Annotated in this window: 20 protein-coding genes; 4 read left to right on the forward strand and 16 right to left on the reverse strand. The window is 64.9% G+C overall.

What is annotated here, in order from left to right; translation table 11 throughout:
- Positions 1 to 3: 3 nt before the first annotated feature.
- Positions 4 to 1,335 carry a deoxyguanosinetriphosphate triphosphohydrolase gene (locus N7640_RS12785; protein ID WP_279904873.1) on the reverse strand — a complete coding sequence of 444 codons (1,332 nt, stop codon included), beginning with the start codon at positions 1,333 to 1,335 and terminating at the stop codon, positions 4 to 6.
- 159 nt (positions 1,336 to 1,494) lie between these two features.
- On the opposite strand from N7640_RS12785, the gene N7640_RS12790 reads away from it, so the two are divergent.
- A complete protein-coding gene (locus N7640_RS12790; RefSeq protein WP_279904872.1) occupies positions 1,495 to 2,622 on the forward strand; it encodes a GGDEF domain-containing protein in 1,128 nt (375 codons plus the stop codon).
- A gap of 14 nt (positions 2,623 to 2,636) precedes the next feature.
- Here N7640_RS12790 and N7640_RS12795 read toward each other — a convergent pair whose 3' ends face one another.
- From N7640_RS12795 to N7640_RS12810, 4 genes are all read right to left on the reverse strand, one after another.
- Positions 2,637 to 3,800 (reverse strand): EAL domain-containing protein, encoded by a 1,164-nt coding sequence (locus N7640_RS12795; protein WP_220815216.1) that lies wholly within the window; start codon positions 3,798 to 3,800, stop codon positions 2,637 to 2,639.
- Between the two features lie 85 nt (positions 3,801 to 3,885).
- Positions 3,886 to 4,209: a hypothetical protein gene (locus N7640_RS12800; protein WP_220815215.1), complete on the reverse strand. Its 324-nt coding sequence runs from the start codon at positions 4,207 to 4,209 to the stop codon at positions 3,886 to 3,888.
- A complete protein-coding gene (locus tag N7640_RS12805) occupies positions 4,206 to 4,610 on the reverse strand; it encodes a phage holin family protein (RefSeq protein ID WP_262880210.1) in 405 nt (134 codons plus the stop codon). The genes N7640_RS12800 and N7640_RS12805 overlap by 4 nt, the downstream gene beginning before the upstream one ends.
- A gap of 13 nt (positions 4,611 to 4,623) precedes the next feature.
- Positions 4,624 to 5,016 (reverse strand): DUF883 family protein, encoded by a 393-nt coding sequence (locus N7640_RS12810; RefSeq protein ID WP_220815214.1) that lies wholly within the window; start codon positions 5,014 to 5,016, stop codon positions 4,624 to 4,626.
- A gap of 350 nt (positions 5,017 to 5,366) precedes the next feature.
- On the opposite strand from N7640_RS12810, the gene N7640_RS12815 reads away from it, so the two are divergent.
- A complete protein-coding gene (locus N7640_RS12815; protein WP_279904871.1) occupies positions 5,367 to 6,575 on the forward strand; it encodes an ammonium transporter in 1,209 nt (402 codons plus the stop codon).
- A 22-nt stretch (positions 6,576 to 6,597) separates the two neighbouring features.
- Here N7640_RS12815 and N7640_RS12820 read toward each other — a convergent pair whose 3' ends face one another.
- Both N7640_RS12820 and sph read right to left on the reverse strand, forming a co-directional pair.
- Entirely contained in the window at positions 6,598 to 6,942 is a 345-nt protein-coding gene (locus tag N7640_RS12820; RefSeq protein WP_279904870.1) for a hypothetical protein, read from the reverse strand.
- 157 nt (positions 6,943 to 7,099) lie between these two features.
- Positions 7,100 to 8,614, reverse strand: coding sequence for a sphingomyelin phosphodiesterase (sph, locus tag N7640_RS12825; protein WP_279904869.1), 1,515 nt, complete (start codon positions 8,612 to 8,614; stop codon positions 7,100 to 7,102).
- Between the two features lie 233 nt (positions 8,615 to 8,847).
- Here sph and N7640_RS12830 point away from each other — a divergent pair, with 233 nt between their 5' ends.
- Positions 8,848 to 9,315: a DedA family protein gene (locus N7640_RS12830; RefSeq protein ID WP_279904868.1), complete on the forward strand. Its 468-nt coding sequence runs from the start codon at positions 8,848 to 8,850 to the stop codon at positions 9,313 to 9,315.
- Between the two features lie 18 nt (positions 9,316 to 9,333).
- On the opposite strand, the gene N7640_RS12835 is transcribed toward N7640_RS12830, so the two are convergent.
- Positions 9,334 to 9,612: a peptidylprolyl isomerase gene (locus N7640_RS12835; RefSeq protein WP_279904867.1), complete on the reverse strand. Its 279-nt coding sequence runs from the start codon at positions 9,610 to 9,612 to the stop codon at positions 9,334 to 9,336.
- 135 nt (positions 9,613 to 9,747) lie between these two features.
- On the opposite strand from N7640_RS12835, the gene N7640_RS12840 reads away from it, so the two are divergent.
- Complete coding sequence (locus N7640_RS12840; protein WP_279904865.1) at positions 9,748 to 10,953, forward strand: PilT/PilU family type 4a pilus ATPase; 1,206 nt, start codon at positions 9,748 to 9,750, stop codon at positions 10,951 to 10,953.
- Positions 10,954 to 10,969: 16 nt separating this feature from the next.
- Here the strand turns inward: N7640_RS12840 and N7640_RS12845 are convergent, their stop codons facing one another.
- The 8 genes from N7640_RS12845 to N7640_RS12880 all read right to left on the reverse strand — a co-directional run bounded on the left by N7640_RS12845 (position 10,970) and on the right by N7640_RS12880 (position 15,540).
- Positions 10,970 to 11,518, reverse strand: coding sequence for a DUF4303 domain-containing protein (locus tag N7640_RS12845; RefSeq protein WP_279904864.1), 549 nt, complete (start codon positions 11,516 to 11,518; stop codon positions 10,970 to 10,972).
- A 61-nt stretch (positions 11,519 to 11,579) separates the two neighbouring features.
- The gene (locus tag N7640_RS12850; RefSeq protein WP_279904863.1) at positions 11,580 to 12,002 is read right to left on the reverse strand and encodes a hypothetical protein; all 423 of its coding nucleotides are present in this window, start codon (positions 12,000 to 12,002) and stop codon (positions 11,580 to 11,582) included.
- Positions 12,003 to 12,069: 67 nt separating this feature from the next.
- On the reverse strand, positions 12,070 to 12,528 hold the full coding sequence (locus N7640_RS12855) for a hypothetical protein (protein WP_279904862.1): 459 nt from the start codon (positions 12,526 to 12,528) through the stop codon (positions 12,070 to 12,072).
- Positions 12,529 to 12,559: 31 nt separating this feature from the next.
- The gene (locus tag N7640_RS12860) at positions 12,560 to 13,621 is read right to left on the reverse strand and encodes a suppressor of fused domain protein (protein WP_279904861.1); all 1,062 of its coding nucleotides are present in this window, start codon (positions 13,619 to 13,621) and stop codon (positions 12,560 to 12,562) included.
- Positions 13,622 to 13,684: 63 nt separating this feature from the next.
- A complete protein-coding gene (locus tag N7640_RS12865) occupies positions 13,685 to 14,167 on the reverse strand; it encodes a hypothetical protein (protein WP_279904860.1) in 483 nt (160 codons plus the stop codon).
- Positions 14,168 to 14,301: 134 nt separating this feature from the next.
- The gene (locus N7640_RS12870) at positions 14,302 to 14,454 is read right to left on the reverse strand and encodes a hypothetical protein (RefSeq protein WP_279904859.1); all 153 of its coding nucleotides are present in this window, start codon (positions 14,452 to 14,454) and stop codon (positions 14,302 to 14,304) included.
- Between the two features lie 11 nt (positions 14,455 to 14,465).
- Entirely contained in the window at positions 14,466 to 14,819 is a 354-nt protein-coding gene (locus N7640_RS12875; protein ID WP_279904858.1) for a hypothetical protein, read from the reverse strand.
- Between the two features lie 397 nt (positions 14,820 to 15,216).
- Complete coding sequence (locus N7640_RS12880; protein WP_279904857.1) at positions 15,217 to 15,540, reverse strand: hypothetical protein; 324 nt, start codon at positions 15,538 to 15,540, stop codon at positions 15,217 to 15,219.
- Positions 15,541 to 15,590 lie beyond the last annotated feature (50 nt).

Below are 15,590 nucleotides of genomic sequence, written 5' to 3' on the forward strand. Positions count from 1 at the left end.
GTTTCACACCGGGCTGGAGCGCCCGGTCATTTCCCGGGCCATTTCGGTGGCGTAGCTGTCGGTCATGCCGGCGATGAAGTCGATCATGCGCAGGAACGACAGGTACAGCGGCCAGCCCGGCTCCGGCGCGTAGTGGGCCAGCAGGTCGAGGATGCGCCGGTTCTTGAACGAGAGGTCGCGCCCCGAGTGCTGTTCCAGCGCCGCGCCGCAGAAGGCGTTGAGGAGGATCTCCAGGGTGGTGTAGGCGCCGATCTCGTGCAGGGTCTTGCGCTTGTCCTGGAAGATCCGCTCGCGCGCCACCGCCTTGGCACGCAGCACGCAGCGCTTGGCCGGACCGTGCATGTGCTCCACCAGGTCGCCTTCGAGGCTGCCTCGCAGCAGCGCCGGCTGCTGCTCGACGAAGGCGCGGGCGGCGGCGTTGGTCAGGTGTTCGATGGCCTTGCCGCGGAGGATAGCCAGCTTGCGCCGCCGCGAGTCGTTGGGGCCGAGCTGGCGGTAGGTTTCCGGCAGGTCGTCGCCGACCAGGTCGAACAGCAGCGCCTCGACTTCCGCGTAGTCGAGCAGCTCCATCTCCACGCCGTCCTCCAGGTCGATCAGCGCATAGCAGATGTCGTCGGCCGCCTCCATCAGGAACACCAGCGGGTGGCGCGCCCAGCGCTGCTCGTCGATCTGCGGCAGGCCGAGCTTGGCGGCGATCTGCTCCAGGCGCGGCAGCTCGTTCTGGTAGCAGCCGAACTTGTGCTTCTTGTAGCCGAGGGCCTCGGCGTGGCGGGCGGTCCAGGGGTATTTCAGGTAGGTGCCGAGGGTGGCGTAGGTCAGTCGCATGCCGCCGTCGAACTGGTGGTATTCCAGCTGGGTCAGCACCCGGAAGCCCTGGGCGTTGCCCTCGAAGCTGAGGAAGTCGGCGCGCTGGGCGTCGCTCATGTCGTCCAGCCAGCCGCGCCCGGCGGCCTGGCGGAACCAGTGGCGGATGGCGTCTTCGCCCGAGTGGCCGAACGGCGGGTTGCCGATGTCGTGGGCCAGGCAGGCGGACTGCACGATCACCCCCAGGTCGCTCGGCGCGCACCAGTCCGGCAACTCGCCGCGCAGCATCTCACCGACGCGCATGCCGAGGGAGCGGCCGACGCAGCCCACTTCCAGCGAGTGGGTGAGGCGGGTGTGGATGTGGTCGTTGCTGGAGACCGGGTGGACCTGGGTCTTGCGGCCCAGGCGGCGGAAGGCGCCGGAAAAGATGATGCGGTCGTGATCCTTGTGGAACGGGCTGCGGCCGAGTTCGTCGGAGCTGTGCACGGGTTTGCCCAGCCGTTCGCGGGTGAGCAGGGTTTGCCAATCCAAGGGCTGTCCTCGCCGATTCATTTGGCGCTAGCTTCGGCGTTCGCGCCGGCGCCTGCAAGGGGCCGGCGCCGTGGCCCCGGTCCGCCGGGCGGGCGACGGGCGGTGGCGGGATTTTTGCGGCCACGGTGATATCGTCGTGACATCGCAGACATAACAACAATGAGCATTGCGCACGTGATCTCCGAAGCCGCCTTGCCCAGGAACTCGCAGCAGCAGCTGCGCGTCCGCCGCTTCCTGATGAGCGTGGCCATGTACGTGCTGGCCAGCGTTCCCCAGGGCGTGTCCCTCTACAACGATATTTCCCCCGCCTGGGTGATGCAGGTCTGGGCAGTGATCGCGGCGCTCACCAACCTGGGCTTCTACCTGCTGTTCCACTTCGGCATCAACCGGCGCTTCCGCGACCCGAGCATGACCATGGCGCAGATGGTGGCGGCCATCGCCATGGTGCTGTTCACCCAGCTCTACGCGGGCGAGGCGAGGGGTGCCTACCTGGTGGTGCTGCTGATCATCATGATGTTCGGCTGCTTCAAGCTGCGCACCCGCCAGTTGCTGATGCTCAGCCTGTTGACGATCGCCGCCTACGCCATGACCCTGCCGGTGATCCAGCGCATCGACGGCGAGCGCTTCAACCTGGCGGTGGAGATGGTGCTCTGGTGCAGCTTCTCCGTCTTCCTGCCGTTCATCTCGGTGCTCGGCGGCAGCATCAGCGACCTGCGCAAGAAGCTGATGGCCAGCAACGCCCAGTTGCAGGAGGTGCTGCAGCAGGTCACCGAGCTGGCCACCCATGACGAGCTGACCGGGGCCTACAACCGCCGCTACCTGCTGGAAATGCTCGGCCACGAGAAGAACCGGACCGACCGCGGCGGCGCCGGCTTCTGCGTGTGCATCTTCGATCTCGACCACTTCAAGCGGATCAACGACACCTATGGCCACCCGGTGGGTGACGAGGTGCTCAGGACCTTCGCCGGCACCGTGCAGCCGCTGCTGCGCAGCACCGACTTCTTCGCCCGCTACGGTGGCGAGGAGTTCATCCTGTTCCTGCCCCAGACCACCATCGAGATGGCCCAGCACTGCATCAAGCGCATGCAGGAGGCGCTGGCCGAGGTCTCGTACGACGGCCTGCCGGAGGGCGCGCGCGTCACCGCGTCCATCGGCGTGGCCCAGTATTACCTGCTGGAAAGCGTATCGGAGCTGATCGAGCGGGCCGACAAGGCGCTGTACCGCGCCAAGCAGAACGGCCGCGACCGCATGGAGCTGGCCCCCTTCCACCGGCCGATCCTGATGTAGTCGTCACCTCACGGTCAGAAGCCCGCCGCGTCGATATCCAGTAGCAGGAGCCGGCGGCCGCTGTCGATGAACTGGCCGGCCGTCAGGCAGTACTGGTTGCTGGTGGCGTCGCGGTAGGTGTTGGAGAGAGTCAGCCGGCGCTCCGCCCAGCCTTCCGCTAGCAACTGGTAGAAGTAGGGCCGCCAGGACCAGTTGTGGCCCAGGTAGCGGGCGTCTTCCTGCCAGCGCTGGCCGTCCCACTGCAGGTTGGGGCTGACCTGGGTGCCGTGGCGGTCGCACTGGTAGATGCGCAGCAGCCAGGGGTAGTCGGTGGGCCGCAGCAGCGAGTCGAGGCTGCCGCCGCGCTCGGCCCAGCGGCGCACCAGCCCCATCAGTTCGGCCAGTTGCTGCTGCAGCTTCACCAGGCGGGCGCGTTCGGCCAGCTTGTGCTGCACGTACTGCTCGCGGAGCTTGGCGAAGCGCTTGACGAAGGCGTCGCTGGCAAAGAAGCGCTCCTCGGGTCGAGCGAACAGGTAGCCCTGCACGTAGCGCGCGCCACACTCCAGGGCGAAGTCCAGTTCGGCCTCGGTCTCGACGCCCTCGGCGATGATCCAGCAGCCGGTCTTCTCCGCCATCTGCGCCAGTGCCTTGACCACTTCACCGCTGGGCCCGCCCCGGGCGGCGGCCTGGAACAGGCGCATGTCCAGCTTGAGGATGTCCGGCTGCAGGGCCAGTACCCGGTCCAGCTGCGAGTAGCCGGCGCCGAAGTCGTCGATGGCGATGCGCGCCCCGGCTTCCCGGTAGCGCGCCACCACCTCGGACAGCTTCTGGCTGGCTCCGCCGAGTTCGGTGATCTCGAACACCACCCGCTCCGGCGGCACGCCGTGGCGCTGCAACTGCTTGAGGCTGTGCAGGGCCTGGTTGGGGCGCATGCGGGTGATCCAGCGCGGCGAGATGTTGATGCTGATGAACCACTCACGCGGTGCGGCGTGCAGGCGGGAGAGGGCGTCGTCGCGGATCTGCCGATCCAGGCGGCGCAGGTGGGCGGGGGAGACCCTGGGATCAGTGAACAGTGGCCCCACCGAGCGCAGGGTACCGTCCTCCTGGCGCAATCGGCCGAGGGCTTCGACCCCGGCGATGCGCCCGGTGGCGGTGTCGATGAAGGGCTGGAAGACTGCTATGGGTTGCCCGTCGATCACGGACCGTTTCCTTGCTCAGATGAAAAACCTGACCGGATGGACCGGTCGACGACTCATCGCTTTTGCAAGAATGCGGCCAGATGTTTCAACGGTGGTGCAGTTCGAGAGCGTCCTTCTTCTTGCTCTGCTGCAACCCCTTCACCAGCGGATAGATGACCATGGCGCCACGCGCCAGCTTGCCGAAAGTGCCCAGACGCCCGCCGAACAGGGTCAGGAACACGCCGGCGGCCATCATCAGCGGTGTCTTCACGTTGGCCGCGCTGCCGCGCCGCGCCTGCCGCAACTGCTGCAGCGGGTGGGTCAGCGGCTGCGCGTGGTAGCGCAGCTGCTGGCGGTTCATTTCCATGCGCAGGCGGACCAGCTCCTTGCGCATGTCGCGGCGTGCCGCGCTGGATAGCGATTGGCTCATGGCAGCAGGCGCTCCTTGTCGCGTGCAAGCTCCGCCAGCGTGGCCCGGAACGGCGACTCACCCTGACGTGCCAGGTGCATGGCCTTGGCCACGCAGAATGCCAGTGCCGCGCCGAACACCAGGCAGAGCCCGATGGCGGCGGGCAGGCGGTGGGTATCCCAGAAGGCGATCAGCACCACGGTGGACAGGCCCAGCAGGACCAGCAGCGCGAAGATCAGGCAGAGTCCGGAGAAGAGGAACAGCCGGAAGGCGCGCGACTTCTCTTCCTGGAACTCGATACCCAGCAGTTCCAGATGGCCCTGCACCAGGCCGACCACGGCACCGCCCAGCTTCTTCAGGGAAGGCTTGGGCGGCTCGGGAGCCGGCTGGGGCTGCAGGTCGTCGATGTGCATGTCGTCCATGGCGCGCCCCGATTCAGCGACGGCCGGCCAGCAGGCCGAGCAGGAAACCTACGCCGGCGGCGACACCCAGGGTCTGCCAGGGGTGCTGCTGGACGTATTCCTCGGTCTTGGCCACGGCCAGGCGGCCTTGCTCTTCCAGGGTCTGCTCGGTGTCCTTGAGGATGACCTTGGCCCGATCGATGTTGTTGCTGATGCGCGCACGCAGCTCGTCCACTTGGACGCCGGCGACCTCGGAGGTCTGCTTCAGCAGGCTCTCGGTGTCGTTGACCAGCGCCTGGAACTCGGACGACAGGGCGTTCTGCGCATCGCGCAGGTTGCGGCGATGGGCTTCCTTGTCGATGTTCGACGCGATTTTCTTGCCGGTGGCTTCGAAGCCGGACAGATCGGAGTTAGGGGTAGTGGGCATGGCTCTCTCTCCTGAGATCGTGGTTGCGGACTCTTCAGGTTCGAGCGGCCCCGTCGCGGCCAGGTTCAGCTTTTTTTCGCCCACCCCTGGCACAGCTTTTGCCACGTCGTGGTGCGCCATGGCCCTACGGTGCCCCCATGAGGGGCGCCGAGTCCATGGTGGTTCCGCTGCCTCTTTTCGTATGTCGCTGAAAAACAAGCCGAAAAATCGATTCCACGATTTTCTGGCGAGTGTTCTGCGCGGAATCGGGGCGGGGCCATCGACCGGCACCCGGGGCTTCTGCCCGCCTTTGGTGCGCCAGGTCGTGGAAGAGATCTTTTTTGGTGCCTTTCTGCCGGGAAAACCCTTCGATGGAAAACCTACACAGCGCCGTGGAAACCCTCATCCACGGTTCCAACACCCTGTTCATTCTGCTGGGCGCGATCATGGTCCTGGCCATGCACGCCGGCTTCGCCTTTCTGGAAGTGGGCACGGTGCGCCACAAGAACCAGGTCAACGCCCTGTCGAAGATCCTCTCCGACTTCGCCGTCTCGGCCCTGGCCTACTTCTTCGTCGGCTACTGGGTGGCCTACGGCGTGAACTTCTTCGCCCCGGCGGCGGCCCTCACCGAGGGCAGCGGCTACGCGCTGGTGAAGTTCTTCTTCCTGCTGACCTTCGCCGCCGCCATCCCCGCGATCATCTCCGGCGGCATCGCCGAGCGCGCCCGGTTCGGCCCGCAGCTGTGCGCCACGCTGCTGATCGTGGCCCTGGTCTATCCCTTCTTCGAGGGCCTGATCTGGAACGGCAACTTCGGCCTGCAGGCCTGGCTGGCCGAGCGCTTCGGCGCCTCGTTCCACGACTTCGCCGGCTCGGTGGTGGTGCACGCGGTGGGCGGCTGGCTGGCGTTCGGCGCGGTGATCCTGCTCGGTCGCCGGGATGGCCGCTACCGTGACGGTCGCCTGGTGGCCTTCGCGCCGTCGAACATCCCGTTCCTGGCACTGGGCTCGTGGATCCTGATTATCGGCTGGTTCGGCTTCAACGTGATGAGCGCCCAGACCCTGGGCAGCATCAGCGGCCTGGTGGCGGTCAACTCGCTAATGGCCATGGTCGGCGGCACCGTCGCCGCGCTGCTGGTGGGGCGCAACGACCCCGGCTTCCTGCACAACGGCCCGCTGGCCGGCCTGGTGGCGATCTGCGCCGGCTCCGACCTGATGCACCCGGTCGGCGCGTTGGTGACCGGCGCCATCGCCGGCGTGCTGTTCGTCTGGGCGTTCACCGCCACCCAGGTGAAATGGAAGATCGACGACGTGCTCGGCGTCTGGCCGCTGCACGGCCTGTGCGGGGTGTGGGGCGGCATTGCCTGCGGCATCTTCGGCCAGAGCTACCTGGGCGGCCTCGGCGGCGTCAGCCTGGCGAGCCAGGCGATCGGCACCGCACTGGGCGTGCTGGTGGCGCTGGTCGGCGGTTTCCTGGTCTACGGCCTGCTCAAGGCGGTGGCCGGCATCCGCTTGAGCCAGGAGCAGGAGTACTACGGCGCCGACCTGTCGATCCACAAGATCGGCGCCAACAGCCAGGACTGAGGTCGCGTGGCTGCCGCCGTGGTCAGTCGGTGGCGGCCTGGCAGCCGAGCAGGTCGTCCTCGGTGACGACCCATTGCTCGGATTCGGTGATGTGCACGTCTTCCAGGGTGCACTCGTCGCCGTCCTCGTCCACCAGACGGATATCCCAGTTCCCGGATTCGACGCCGGTGAGGGTCAGGGAATCGCCCTGTTCGAGCACGTCTTCCCCCAGGTGGTCCTCGCCCCAGTTGTCCTGGCTGGCCGGGGAAAAATAGATTTCGTGCAGCTCCCATCCGGATTGGTTGACGATCTGGACGGTGGAGTCGGCCATGGCGATGGCGCTGGACAGGGAAACGAACGCGAGAGCGAGGGTCAGCGGGTGCTTCATGGACAGCTCCATCCACAGTCGAGGGGAGAGCCGATGGTGGTGGCCGGCGGGTGAGGCTGTCAATGTCAGATTGCTATCACTTTCATGGCCTGCGGCCCGCTCGTGATCGGCTCTTCCGAAGAAGGCTGCCGCCCCGCGGGGCGGCAGCGGGGCAGGGTCAGTAGCGCAGCCTGGCGCTCCAGTCCTCGTACTCGGCCGGTTGCTTCAACTGCACGCGGAACTGCTCGGCCTCGGCGGCGTTGCCGGTCCACAGGTAGAGGTGGTCCTTCCAGCTGCCGGAGGGCCAGCGCATCAGGTAGTAATCGGTGCCGCGCACGGTGTCGCGGTCGAGCAGGCGCACCAGGTCGCCGTCGGCCAGGCAGCCGGTGGGCTTGTTCGGCAGCTCGATGCGCAGCTGGTTGGAGGAATCGCCGGCCTTGGGGTAGTAGGCGTAGTTGCCGCCCCCACCGCCCAGCCACCAGTTCAGCCAGTGGCTGCGATGGCGCACCGATTCGATCTCCAGATAGTCGCCGCTGCGGATGCAGAAGCTCACCGGGTAGTGCCAGTTGCGCAGGCTGAACAGGCTTTCCGCCTCGCTGCCGTCACCGGTCACCCGCAGCCAGTCGTTGGCCTGGCCGGCGCTGGTGCGCAGGGTCTTGCCGTTGCTCTGGCTGCGCAGGGTGACCTGGCCATAGCGGTTCTCCCGGGGCTTGGCGGCGCGGGTCGGGGTGCCGGCGTCGGCGCGCACGAAGGCGGCCACTGGCGAGTGGTCGGAGTAGTCCTGGAACTGCCAGGTGGCGCCGGCCTGGGTCACGCTCCAGCGCGGCGACGGGACGTCCAGCGCCTGGTTGTGCCAGTAGTCCGGCTGGCCGTGGTGGCGCGAGACGAAGATGTAGTCCAGGTATTCCGGCGCGTGGTTGGGATACTGGTAGTGGGTGATGCCGTTGCGCCGGGTGTCGAAGGTGGTGTCGCTGCCGGCGAAGCTGTCCGGCGCGTGCACCTGCAGGCGGTCGAGTATGTCGTGGTATTCGGTGGTGTCGCGGATCACGTTGAAGTCGCCGCCGATGAACAGCACCTCGTTCGGCGCGATGCCCTTGCTCTCGATGAAGGTGCGCATCTCGTCGAACTGGCTGGCGCGCACCGCCGCGCCCTTGCCGTCGGAACAGCCGGTGTCGGCGGCCTGGGCGTGGGTGCCGATCACGTGCAGCGGCTGACCGCCGCGGTCGAGGCGGACGTAGACGAAGCCCTTGTTGGAGAAGTAGTCGGCGCCGCAACCCTGGGCGTAGACGTACTGCACCCGCTCGCGGATCGGCCAGCGGCTGACGATGGCCACGCCGCCGTCCTCCGGCGTGGTCTCAGCATAGGCGCCGAGGGTGGCGTCCCAGCCGTTGCGCGAACGGCCGAGGATGGGCGTCTGGTACGGGTATTCCGCCTTCAGCCCGTCGAGCAGGATGGCGGCGGCCGGGTTGTCGAACAGTTCGTTGAGGATCACCGCATCCTGGCCCTTCATGTAGTCGGCCTGGGCGATGAGGCGGGCGCGGGTTTCCTGGCCCCAGCCGGGCTTGAGCGTGGCGGGCAGGAAGAACACGTTGTGGGCCAGCAGCTTGTACTGGTCGCCGGGGGATGCAGATGCCGGCGCGATGGAGAAGTGGAGCAGGGCGAGGGTGCAGCAGGCGAGCGTGATGGACTTCATCCTGAAGGACTCCTGTGGCCTTTACGGCCTCTTGTCGGTGGCGTTCCCGGTCTGGAATAGACCAGGCGCCCGAAGAATCCTGGAGCACTGTTACAGTTTTGCAAGGCACGCACGGCGCGCTCATGACAGCGCCGTTTCATCTCTGGTCTAGGCCAGTTGCCGCGCCCGCCGGGCTTCGCGTCCGGCGCCGAACAGGCTATAAGGCTGGCCCGACCTTCTCGCCGGATTGCGCATTGCTCGATTTCTCCGTCTACCTCGGCCTGTTCCTCGCCGCCTTCGGCGCCGCCAGCCTGCTGCCGCTGCAGTCGGAGGCGCTGCTGGTCGGCCTGCTGCTGGGCGGCGGGCAGCCGGTGGCCACGCTGCTGGCGGTGGCCAGCGTCGGCAATGTGCTGGGTTCGGTATTGAACGCGGCCCTGGGGCGGGGGCTCGAGCGCTTCCGCGAGCGGCGCTGGTTCCCGGTGAGCCCAGCGCGTCTGGAGCGGGCCAAGGCCACCTATCGGCGCTACGGGCGCTGGTCGCTGCTGCTGAGCTGGGTGCCGGTGATCGGCGACCCGCTGACGCTGGTGGCGGGGGTGATGCGCGAGCCCTGGTGGAGCTTCCTGCTGCTGGTCGGCCTGGCCAAGACCGGCCGCTACCTGGCGCTGGCCGCCATCACGCTGGGCTGGGCGCCACTGGGTTGGGCCTTACCTGACTGGGCCTGAGCCGGACCTGAGCGACGCTCACTCGCGGTAGAACACCTGGATCAGGTGATAGCCGAACTGGGTCTTCACCGGTCCGTGCACCTCGCGCAGGGCCTTCTTGAAGATCACCTGATCCACCGCGCGCACCATCTGCCCCGGGCGCACCTCGCCCAGGTCGCCACCCTTCTTGCCGGAGGGGCAGGTGGAGTACTTCCTGGCCAGTACGTCGAAGGCCTCGCCGGCGGCGATGCGCTTCTTCAGGGCGGCCGCTTCGGCTTCCGTCTTCACCAGGATGTGGCGGGCCATCGCCTTGGGCATGATCGGCTCCTCATTTTGCGAAGGCGCTATTGTGCCAGCAATTCGTGCGCCATCAGAATGACGCCAATTTTCAGGCCAAACGCTCCGGCCAGGCTGGCCTACCTTGTTAACGTGATTCGGATGGAAGCGCGCGCGATGGACCTCACCCAGATGCTGAAAATCCTGTCCAGCCAGGACGGTTCGGACCTCTACCTGTCCACCGGGGCGCCGCCCTGCGCCAAGTTCAACGGCGTGCTCAAGCCGCTCAGCCAGGAGCCGCTCAAGCCCGGCGACGTGGCCGCCATCGCCGCCGGGGTGATGGACGCCGAGCAGCGCGGCGAGTTCGAGAAGGAGCTGGAGATGAACCTGGCCATCTCGATACCCAACGTCGGCCGCTTCCGTATCAACATCTTCAAGCAGCGCAACGAGGTTTCCATCGTCGCGCGCAACATCAAGATGGAAATCCCCAAGTTCGAAGACCTCAAGCTGCCCGAGGTGCTGCTCAAGACGGTGATGGAGAAGCGCGGCCTGGTGCTGTTCGTCGGCGGCACCGGCTCGGGCAAGTCGACCTCCCTGGCGGCGCTGATCGACTACCGCAACCGCAACAGCGGCGGCCACATCATCACCATCGAGGACCCGGTGGAGTACGTGCACCGGCACAAGAAGTCGATCATCAACCAGCGCGAGGTGGGGGTGGACACCCGCAGCTTCCACGCCGCGCTGAAGAACACCCTGCGCCAGGCGCCGGACGTGATCCTGATCGGCGAGATCCGCGACCGCGAGACCATGGAGCACGCCCTGGCCTTCGCCGACACCGGGCACCTGGCCATCTCCACCCTGCACGCCAACAACGCCAACCAGGCGCTGGACCGGATCATCAACTTCTTCCCCGAGGAGCGCCGCCCGCAGTTGCTCAACGACCTCGGCAACAACCTGCGGGCCTTCGTCTCCCAGCGCCTGGTCAAGACCGTCGACGGCAAGCGCCGCGCCGCCGTGGAAGTGATGCTGGGCACGCCGACCGTGCGCGACATGATCAAGCGCAACGAGTTCTCCGAGCTCAAGGAGATCATGGAGAAGTCGAAGAACCTCGGCATGCAGACCTTCGACCAGGCGCTGATCGACCTGGTCCATGAAGGGGTGATCGACGAGGAAGAGGCGGTGAAGAACGCCGACTCCGCCAACAACGTGCGCCTCAAGCTCAAGCTGTACCGCGACAACCCGGCCAACGCCGCCGCCAGCACCACCGCTGCCAAGCCCGCGCCCGCCCCGGTGGCCGACGTGGCGAGCTGGGGCATGGAGCTGAAGCTGGAGGACATCGAGGAGGAGAGCCCGCCGGAAGACCCGGGGCGGCAGGGGATCTAGGCGGACACAGGGTTTTTCATTCCTCGCCCGCTTCCTCCAGCCACTCGATCAATGCCGGCGAGCCCTCGGGGTTCAGGCGGTAGGCGCGTTCGGTGTTCGTGCGGTCCGGCGGCATCACTTCGACGTTGATGACCAGATTGCTGCGCTCGTCGCCCGTGCCGAACGCACCTTCGTCATCCAGCAGCCTGATGGCCTGCTCCATGGCATCGAGGCGCAAGGTGTATTCCTTCTGCCAGCCGTCTTCGTCGAGCGTGTCGATTCCGGGGCGCAAGGCGAACAGCCGGTTCACCTCGGCGAAATGGCGATCGCCGAAGCACAGGTAGGGAGAGTCGGCGTAGGACCACTTGAGAAACGTCTCGTCCGCGAGCCCGGCCTTTTCCACTTCCGTTGCCAGCGCCTCTCGGGACCACGCCGATAGAAAGGGCGGCAGCGCCTCTCCGGTGGTGATCAGAGCGATGTAGTAGAAGCGCTCGAATCGACTGGTGAACAGGTCGCGCAATGCCAGGCAGGCGGCCTGCCTGATTGCCTCGGTCAGCTCCCGTTCGGAGGGCGGTGCGTCCTGCATCGTTATGCTCCGCCTCTGCAAGGGAAGAACGCTTGATGGCCCGGAAGCGACACGCGAGCGTTCACAACCGATCTTCGTCTTGTCGGTAGGTGTGAAGCAGAACGCTCGAAAAGCCGGTGCCGAGTATCAGGGCGGAAAAGAAGCTGTCCAGGCTGGCATCGTCTGCCGCGGAGTTCTGTTCCGGCATGGTCTTGCTGACATAGAGGGTCCAGCCCACCTCTGGCCGATCGGGGAATCGGGCCTTGCCGTCCAGATCGACATTCGGATAGAGATCGAAGTACCAGCGTGGGTGCTCTTTCAGGAACTGATAGTAGTAATGCGAGTAACGCGGTTCGTCCTCCGGCCGCTCGGGATTGCGCAGGCCGGAAGGAGGGCGCTTGTACATCTTGCTGTAGCCAAGGCTCGCCAGGAATGAGTTGACATTCCTTACCAGCGCCTTCTCGTCAGAGGCCTGACAGATGATCCCGTGTTCGATCGCGGACATGAAAAACTCCTTGTGGATTCCCTTCCAGGGTTGGGTGACGACGGGTCCGAGTGAGCCAGGATGAGTGTTACAAGACATACCTGCCGCTTCTCTGCTCCATGCGGGGGTTGTGTCTGCGACATCGGCCTTCATGGCTATGCACCCACGTCTTGCCAAGGTCATCGGTAATGCTCACCTGGCACCTGAAGGCCTCGCCGCGAGATTGCCTGGCAAGATCTTTTCCAGTGGAGGGTATATTGAAAGCCAGTTCTATGGCGGCGTTGCTGATGTGGTGTTCTTGCAGGCCCAGGCTCTTCACCCGTGCGAACAGGAACGAGCGATAGGTTTCGGCCAGTCTTTCCGCGTGCCTGATGGGTGGGCATGATTCGCCGCTCAAGATGTCGAGGTGGACGCTCGATCTGCCGGCCGTGTCTATCTCCCGGTAGATGATGCCCAGCCCCCAGTACCCCTCGATGTCGTTGTTCCGGGAGGCGAAGCTGGAGGATACACCGGCCGCGACTCCCTTCAGTGTTCTACGTCTACTCATCGCTCGCGTGTCTCATGACCAGGCAACCGCGCTAGCCGACCGTATCGACCACCTGGCCGTCGTTGTCCTTGATAAGGGTCTTCCTGACCTGAAGCACCACGCCCGGGAAACGGGACAGGCCGTAGGAGCCCTCTTGCGGCTTCAGGCATGAGCGGACCTCGTCGAGCACCTCCGGACGAATCTCCAGACGCAGGGTGGTGTCCTCCGTCGTGTAGCGGTTCTCGTCGCCCGGGGCGAACACTACCCGGGTTTCCTCGCCGACCAGGGTGAGTTCCCGGTCGAACGGTAGCCGGTTGGGCAGTACCCCGAGCACTTCCCGGACCTGCCGTGCACCGAGGGTCACCTGCAACTCCGGCTTGCGCAGGAGGCGTTTGCGCTCCGCCCAGGCGAGCTGGTCGACGAACAGATAGCCTGTGCTGGAGCCTTCGCTGGCAGCGCCTGCGCTCAGCCTTTCCCGCACGTCCTGCAGCTCCAGCAGGGATGCCCGCGAGAGGTCGGTCACCAGCAGGGGAAGGTGTTCCTCGAAGACCTCCAGCACTCGCAGGGTCTTCCATTGCTTGATGGCCAGCTCTTCGTCGTTCGTGATGCCGACCACCTGGAGGAACTCGACGCGCCCGTTGGGCGTATCGATGGGGGCCAGTTCGGGGTCCTGGATGAAGGCCACTGAGCGCAGGAGGGTATCGCTTTCCACCGCGATGGGACCATTGGCGTTCAGGTAGTCCCCGTTGGCGAAGACGTTGCCGGAGCCGAAGACATAGCGCGCGAGGTTGTGCAGGAAGTTGATCGCCCAGGCCGGCGGCTCCTCGGCATCCGGCTCGGTCTTCAGCCGCAGGGTCAGCTCGAAGCCCCAGCCGCTCACCAGCAGGTCCGTGGATTCCTTGTCGTAGAGTTCGGTGAAGCCGTAGGTGACGAAATGCCAGTGGGGAACGGGCTCGAGCCGCTTGTACGCACTGATCCCCCTGAGCGGGTTCGGGCCGCCCAGCTCGTAGGCGATCAGGTTGCCGTAGTGCTTCGGCTCCTGGCCCGCGTAGAGGGGGGCGAGCGCCTGGTCGATGGCATCCCAGCCGGATGCCTGGAGGTCTTCCTGTTCCATGAAATCTCCCTGAAGGTGGTCAGTCATGCCGCTGGGCGACTGAATCGATTGGACCCGCGAAGATCATTGCCGCGGGATGATGCGCTGGATGTTGTGGGTCAGGTTGGTATAGGTCCCTGGCTCGAGAGCAGGGATCAGATCGGAGCTGATCACGTTGAGCGACATGCCGATCTTCACCTCGTCTTCCTGGCTCAGGCATTCGTGAATATGGGCGTAGGGGAGGATGAAGAGGCTGCCATCGGCAGAGACGACCGCTCTTCCGGTCCAGTCGCCATGGTCGTGGAACGTCAGGTCCGCCCAGTGCCAGCCATGTTGGGCGATGACCGCGTCGCCCCAGGCGGTACCGAAGGCGTAGATAAGGTCGTCCTGGTCCAGGTTGTAAGCCTTCGGCGGTGTGCCCGAGACCTGCCATTCATGGACGGTCTTGTCCACGAACCCGATCAGGTCTTCCGCTCCGGAAGGGCGTATCTGGGTCATGACCGATTCGGTCAGGGCTGTGAGCTTGTCGATGGTCGTTTGATCGACTCTTTCTTCGGTAATGTTCATAGGCTTCCCGAGAGGCTGCGGTGCAGAAATGGGCTGCATCGGCGGTGCGCGCGGCGCACCCTGCGGCATGCGGTAGGATACCTGTCGGTATGGAGCGGTTCTGAGCAGCAGGTGCTGGTTTTGGCGGCTCGCGGTCATTCCTTGCGCTGGTCGGGATGGTCGAGCCAGTTGAGCGCCAGGTAGGGAAACAGCGAGATCGCCAGCCAGAACCATTGATGGCTATAGGCCGCCCAGGCCCAGCATCCCCAGGCCCAGAGGATCGCGGATACCTTGAGCGTTTCGTGCATGAGTTTCCCGTCTATTGGCTGCCTTGCCGCCACAGCAGTGCTTCGACTTCATCATATTTCGCGGCTACCGCGATGAACGCATCGCCCCAGCCGCTGCCGAGACTGACTTCCTGCAGCGGCCCCGTGGGAACGAACAGCCCCGAGACCTTCACTTTTTCCGGCAAGGCGCCATTGCGCAGGGTGCCTATCAACTCCACGATGTCCCGTTTCGCCTCATCCTCATCTTTCCAGAATGACCAGAGGAAATCATTGTCGGGTAGCGAAAGCAGCTCCAGGACCGATTCCAGGAGATGAACGAGACTTTCCAGAGGGTTATCCCGGTCGATGTCTTCTCGAAGAAGTTGTCGGGTACGGTTCAGGTTCATGGACTAAGTGACTTGAGTGAGAGGGTGGATCTTACGCAAGTAAATCGGGTGTCCCCAGCTTCGGTGAGTTTCGGATTAGACCAAGTAGCGCGATATGCAGTGTGTTCTGGTTACACCAGTAATGCTCGATTTCCCCTTCGTTTATGTAGATGCATTGAAGCCATCTTCAATATCGTTGTACCAGAGCACGGAGTTGCCAAGAATGGCTATAGCCCAAAAGCCGCCGCCTGCATCGCCCAAGGTGAGCGCGCCCATTTCTGCCTGGGGATGGCGTTGAGTTCGTACAGCGCGTGGGTTCCGGGCGTGCACCCTGCGAGCTGCCTGGCAATCAGTGCTTCCAGTTCATTCAGTGGTATCGGTTGCCACATTGGGGGGGAGGCGGTAATTGAACGGTGCGCTAGCGGCATGCACGGGCTTTGAGTTTTTTGCGAAGGGCTCTCGCAAAGAGCAACACGATCACCGCGGTGGTAAACCAGAACAGGGATAGGAAGACCATCAAGATTGGAGCGTAGTTTGGCGTCGGTCTTCTGAAAACCATGAGCGTAAGTTGGTGCAGGGTATCTTGATCTTTGAGCAGTGGGATCCACTCGGATGGCGCTGTAGCGAACCAGATGATTGGGTTTGAATAGGGTTCTGGAAGGATAAGGACGGCTGCAACAAGAAAGGCGGGCAGTGATAATCCCGCGCCAATGTAGATTAAAGAGAGCCTGAGTTTGCTCATGCTTTACCCATTCTGACCTTGAGCTAGCCGGGGCTGCTGGTTCTGCAAAG

The sequence above is a fragment of the Pseudomonas sp. GD04015 genome (genome assembly GCF_029837675.1).
Classification (GTDB): domain Bacteria; phylum Pseudomonadota; class Gammaproteobacteria; order Pseudomonadales; family Pseudomonadaceae; genus Aquipseudomonas; species Aquipseudomonas paralcaligenes.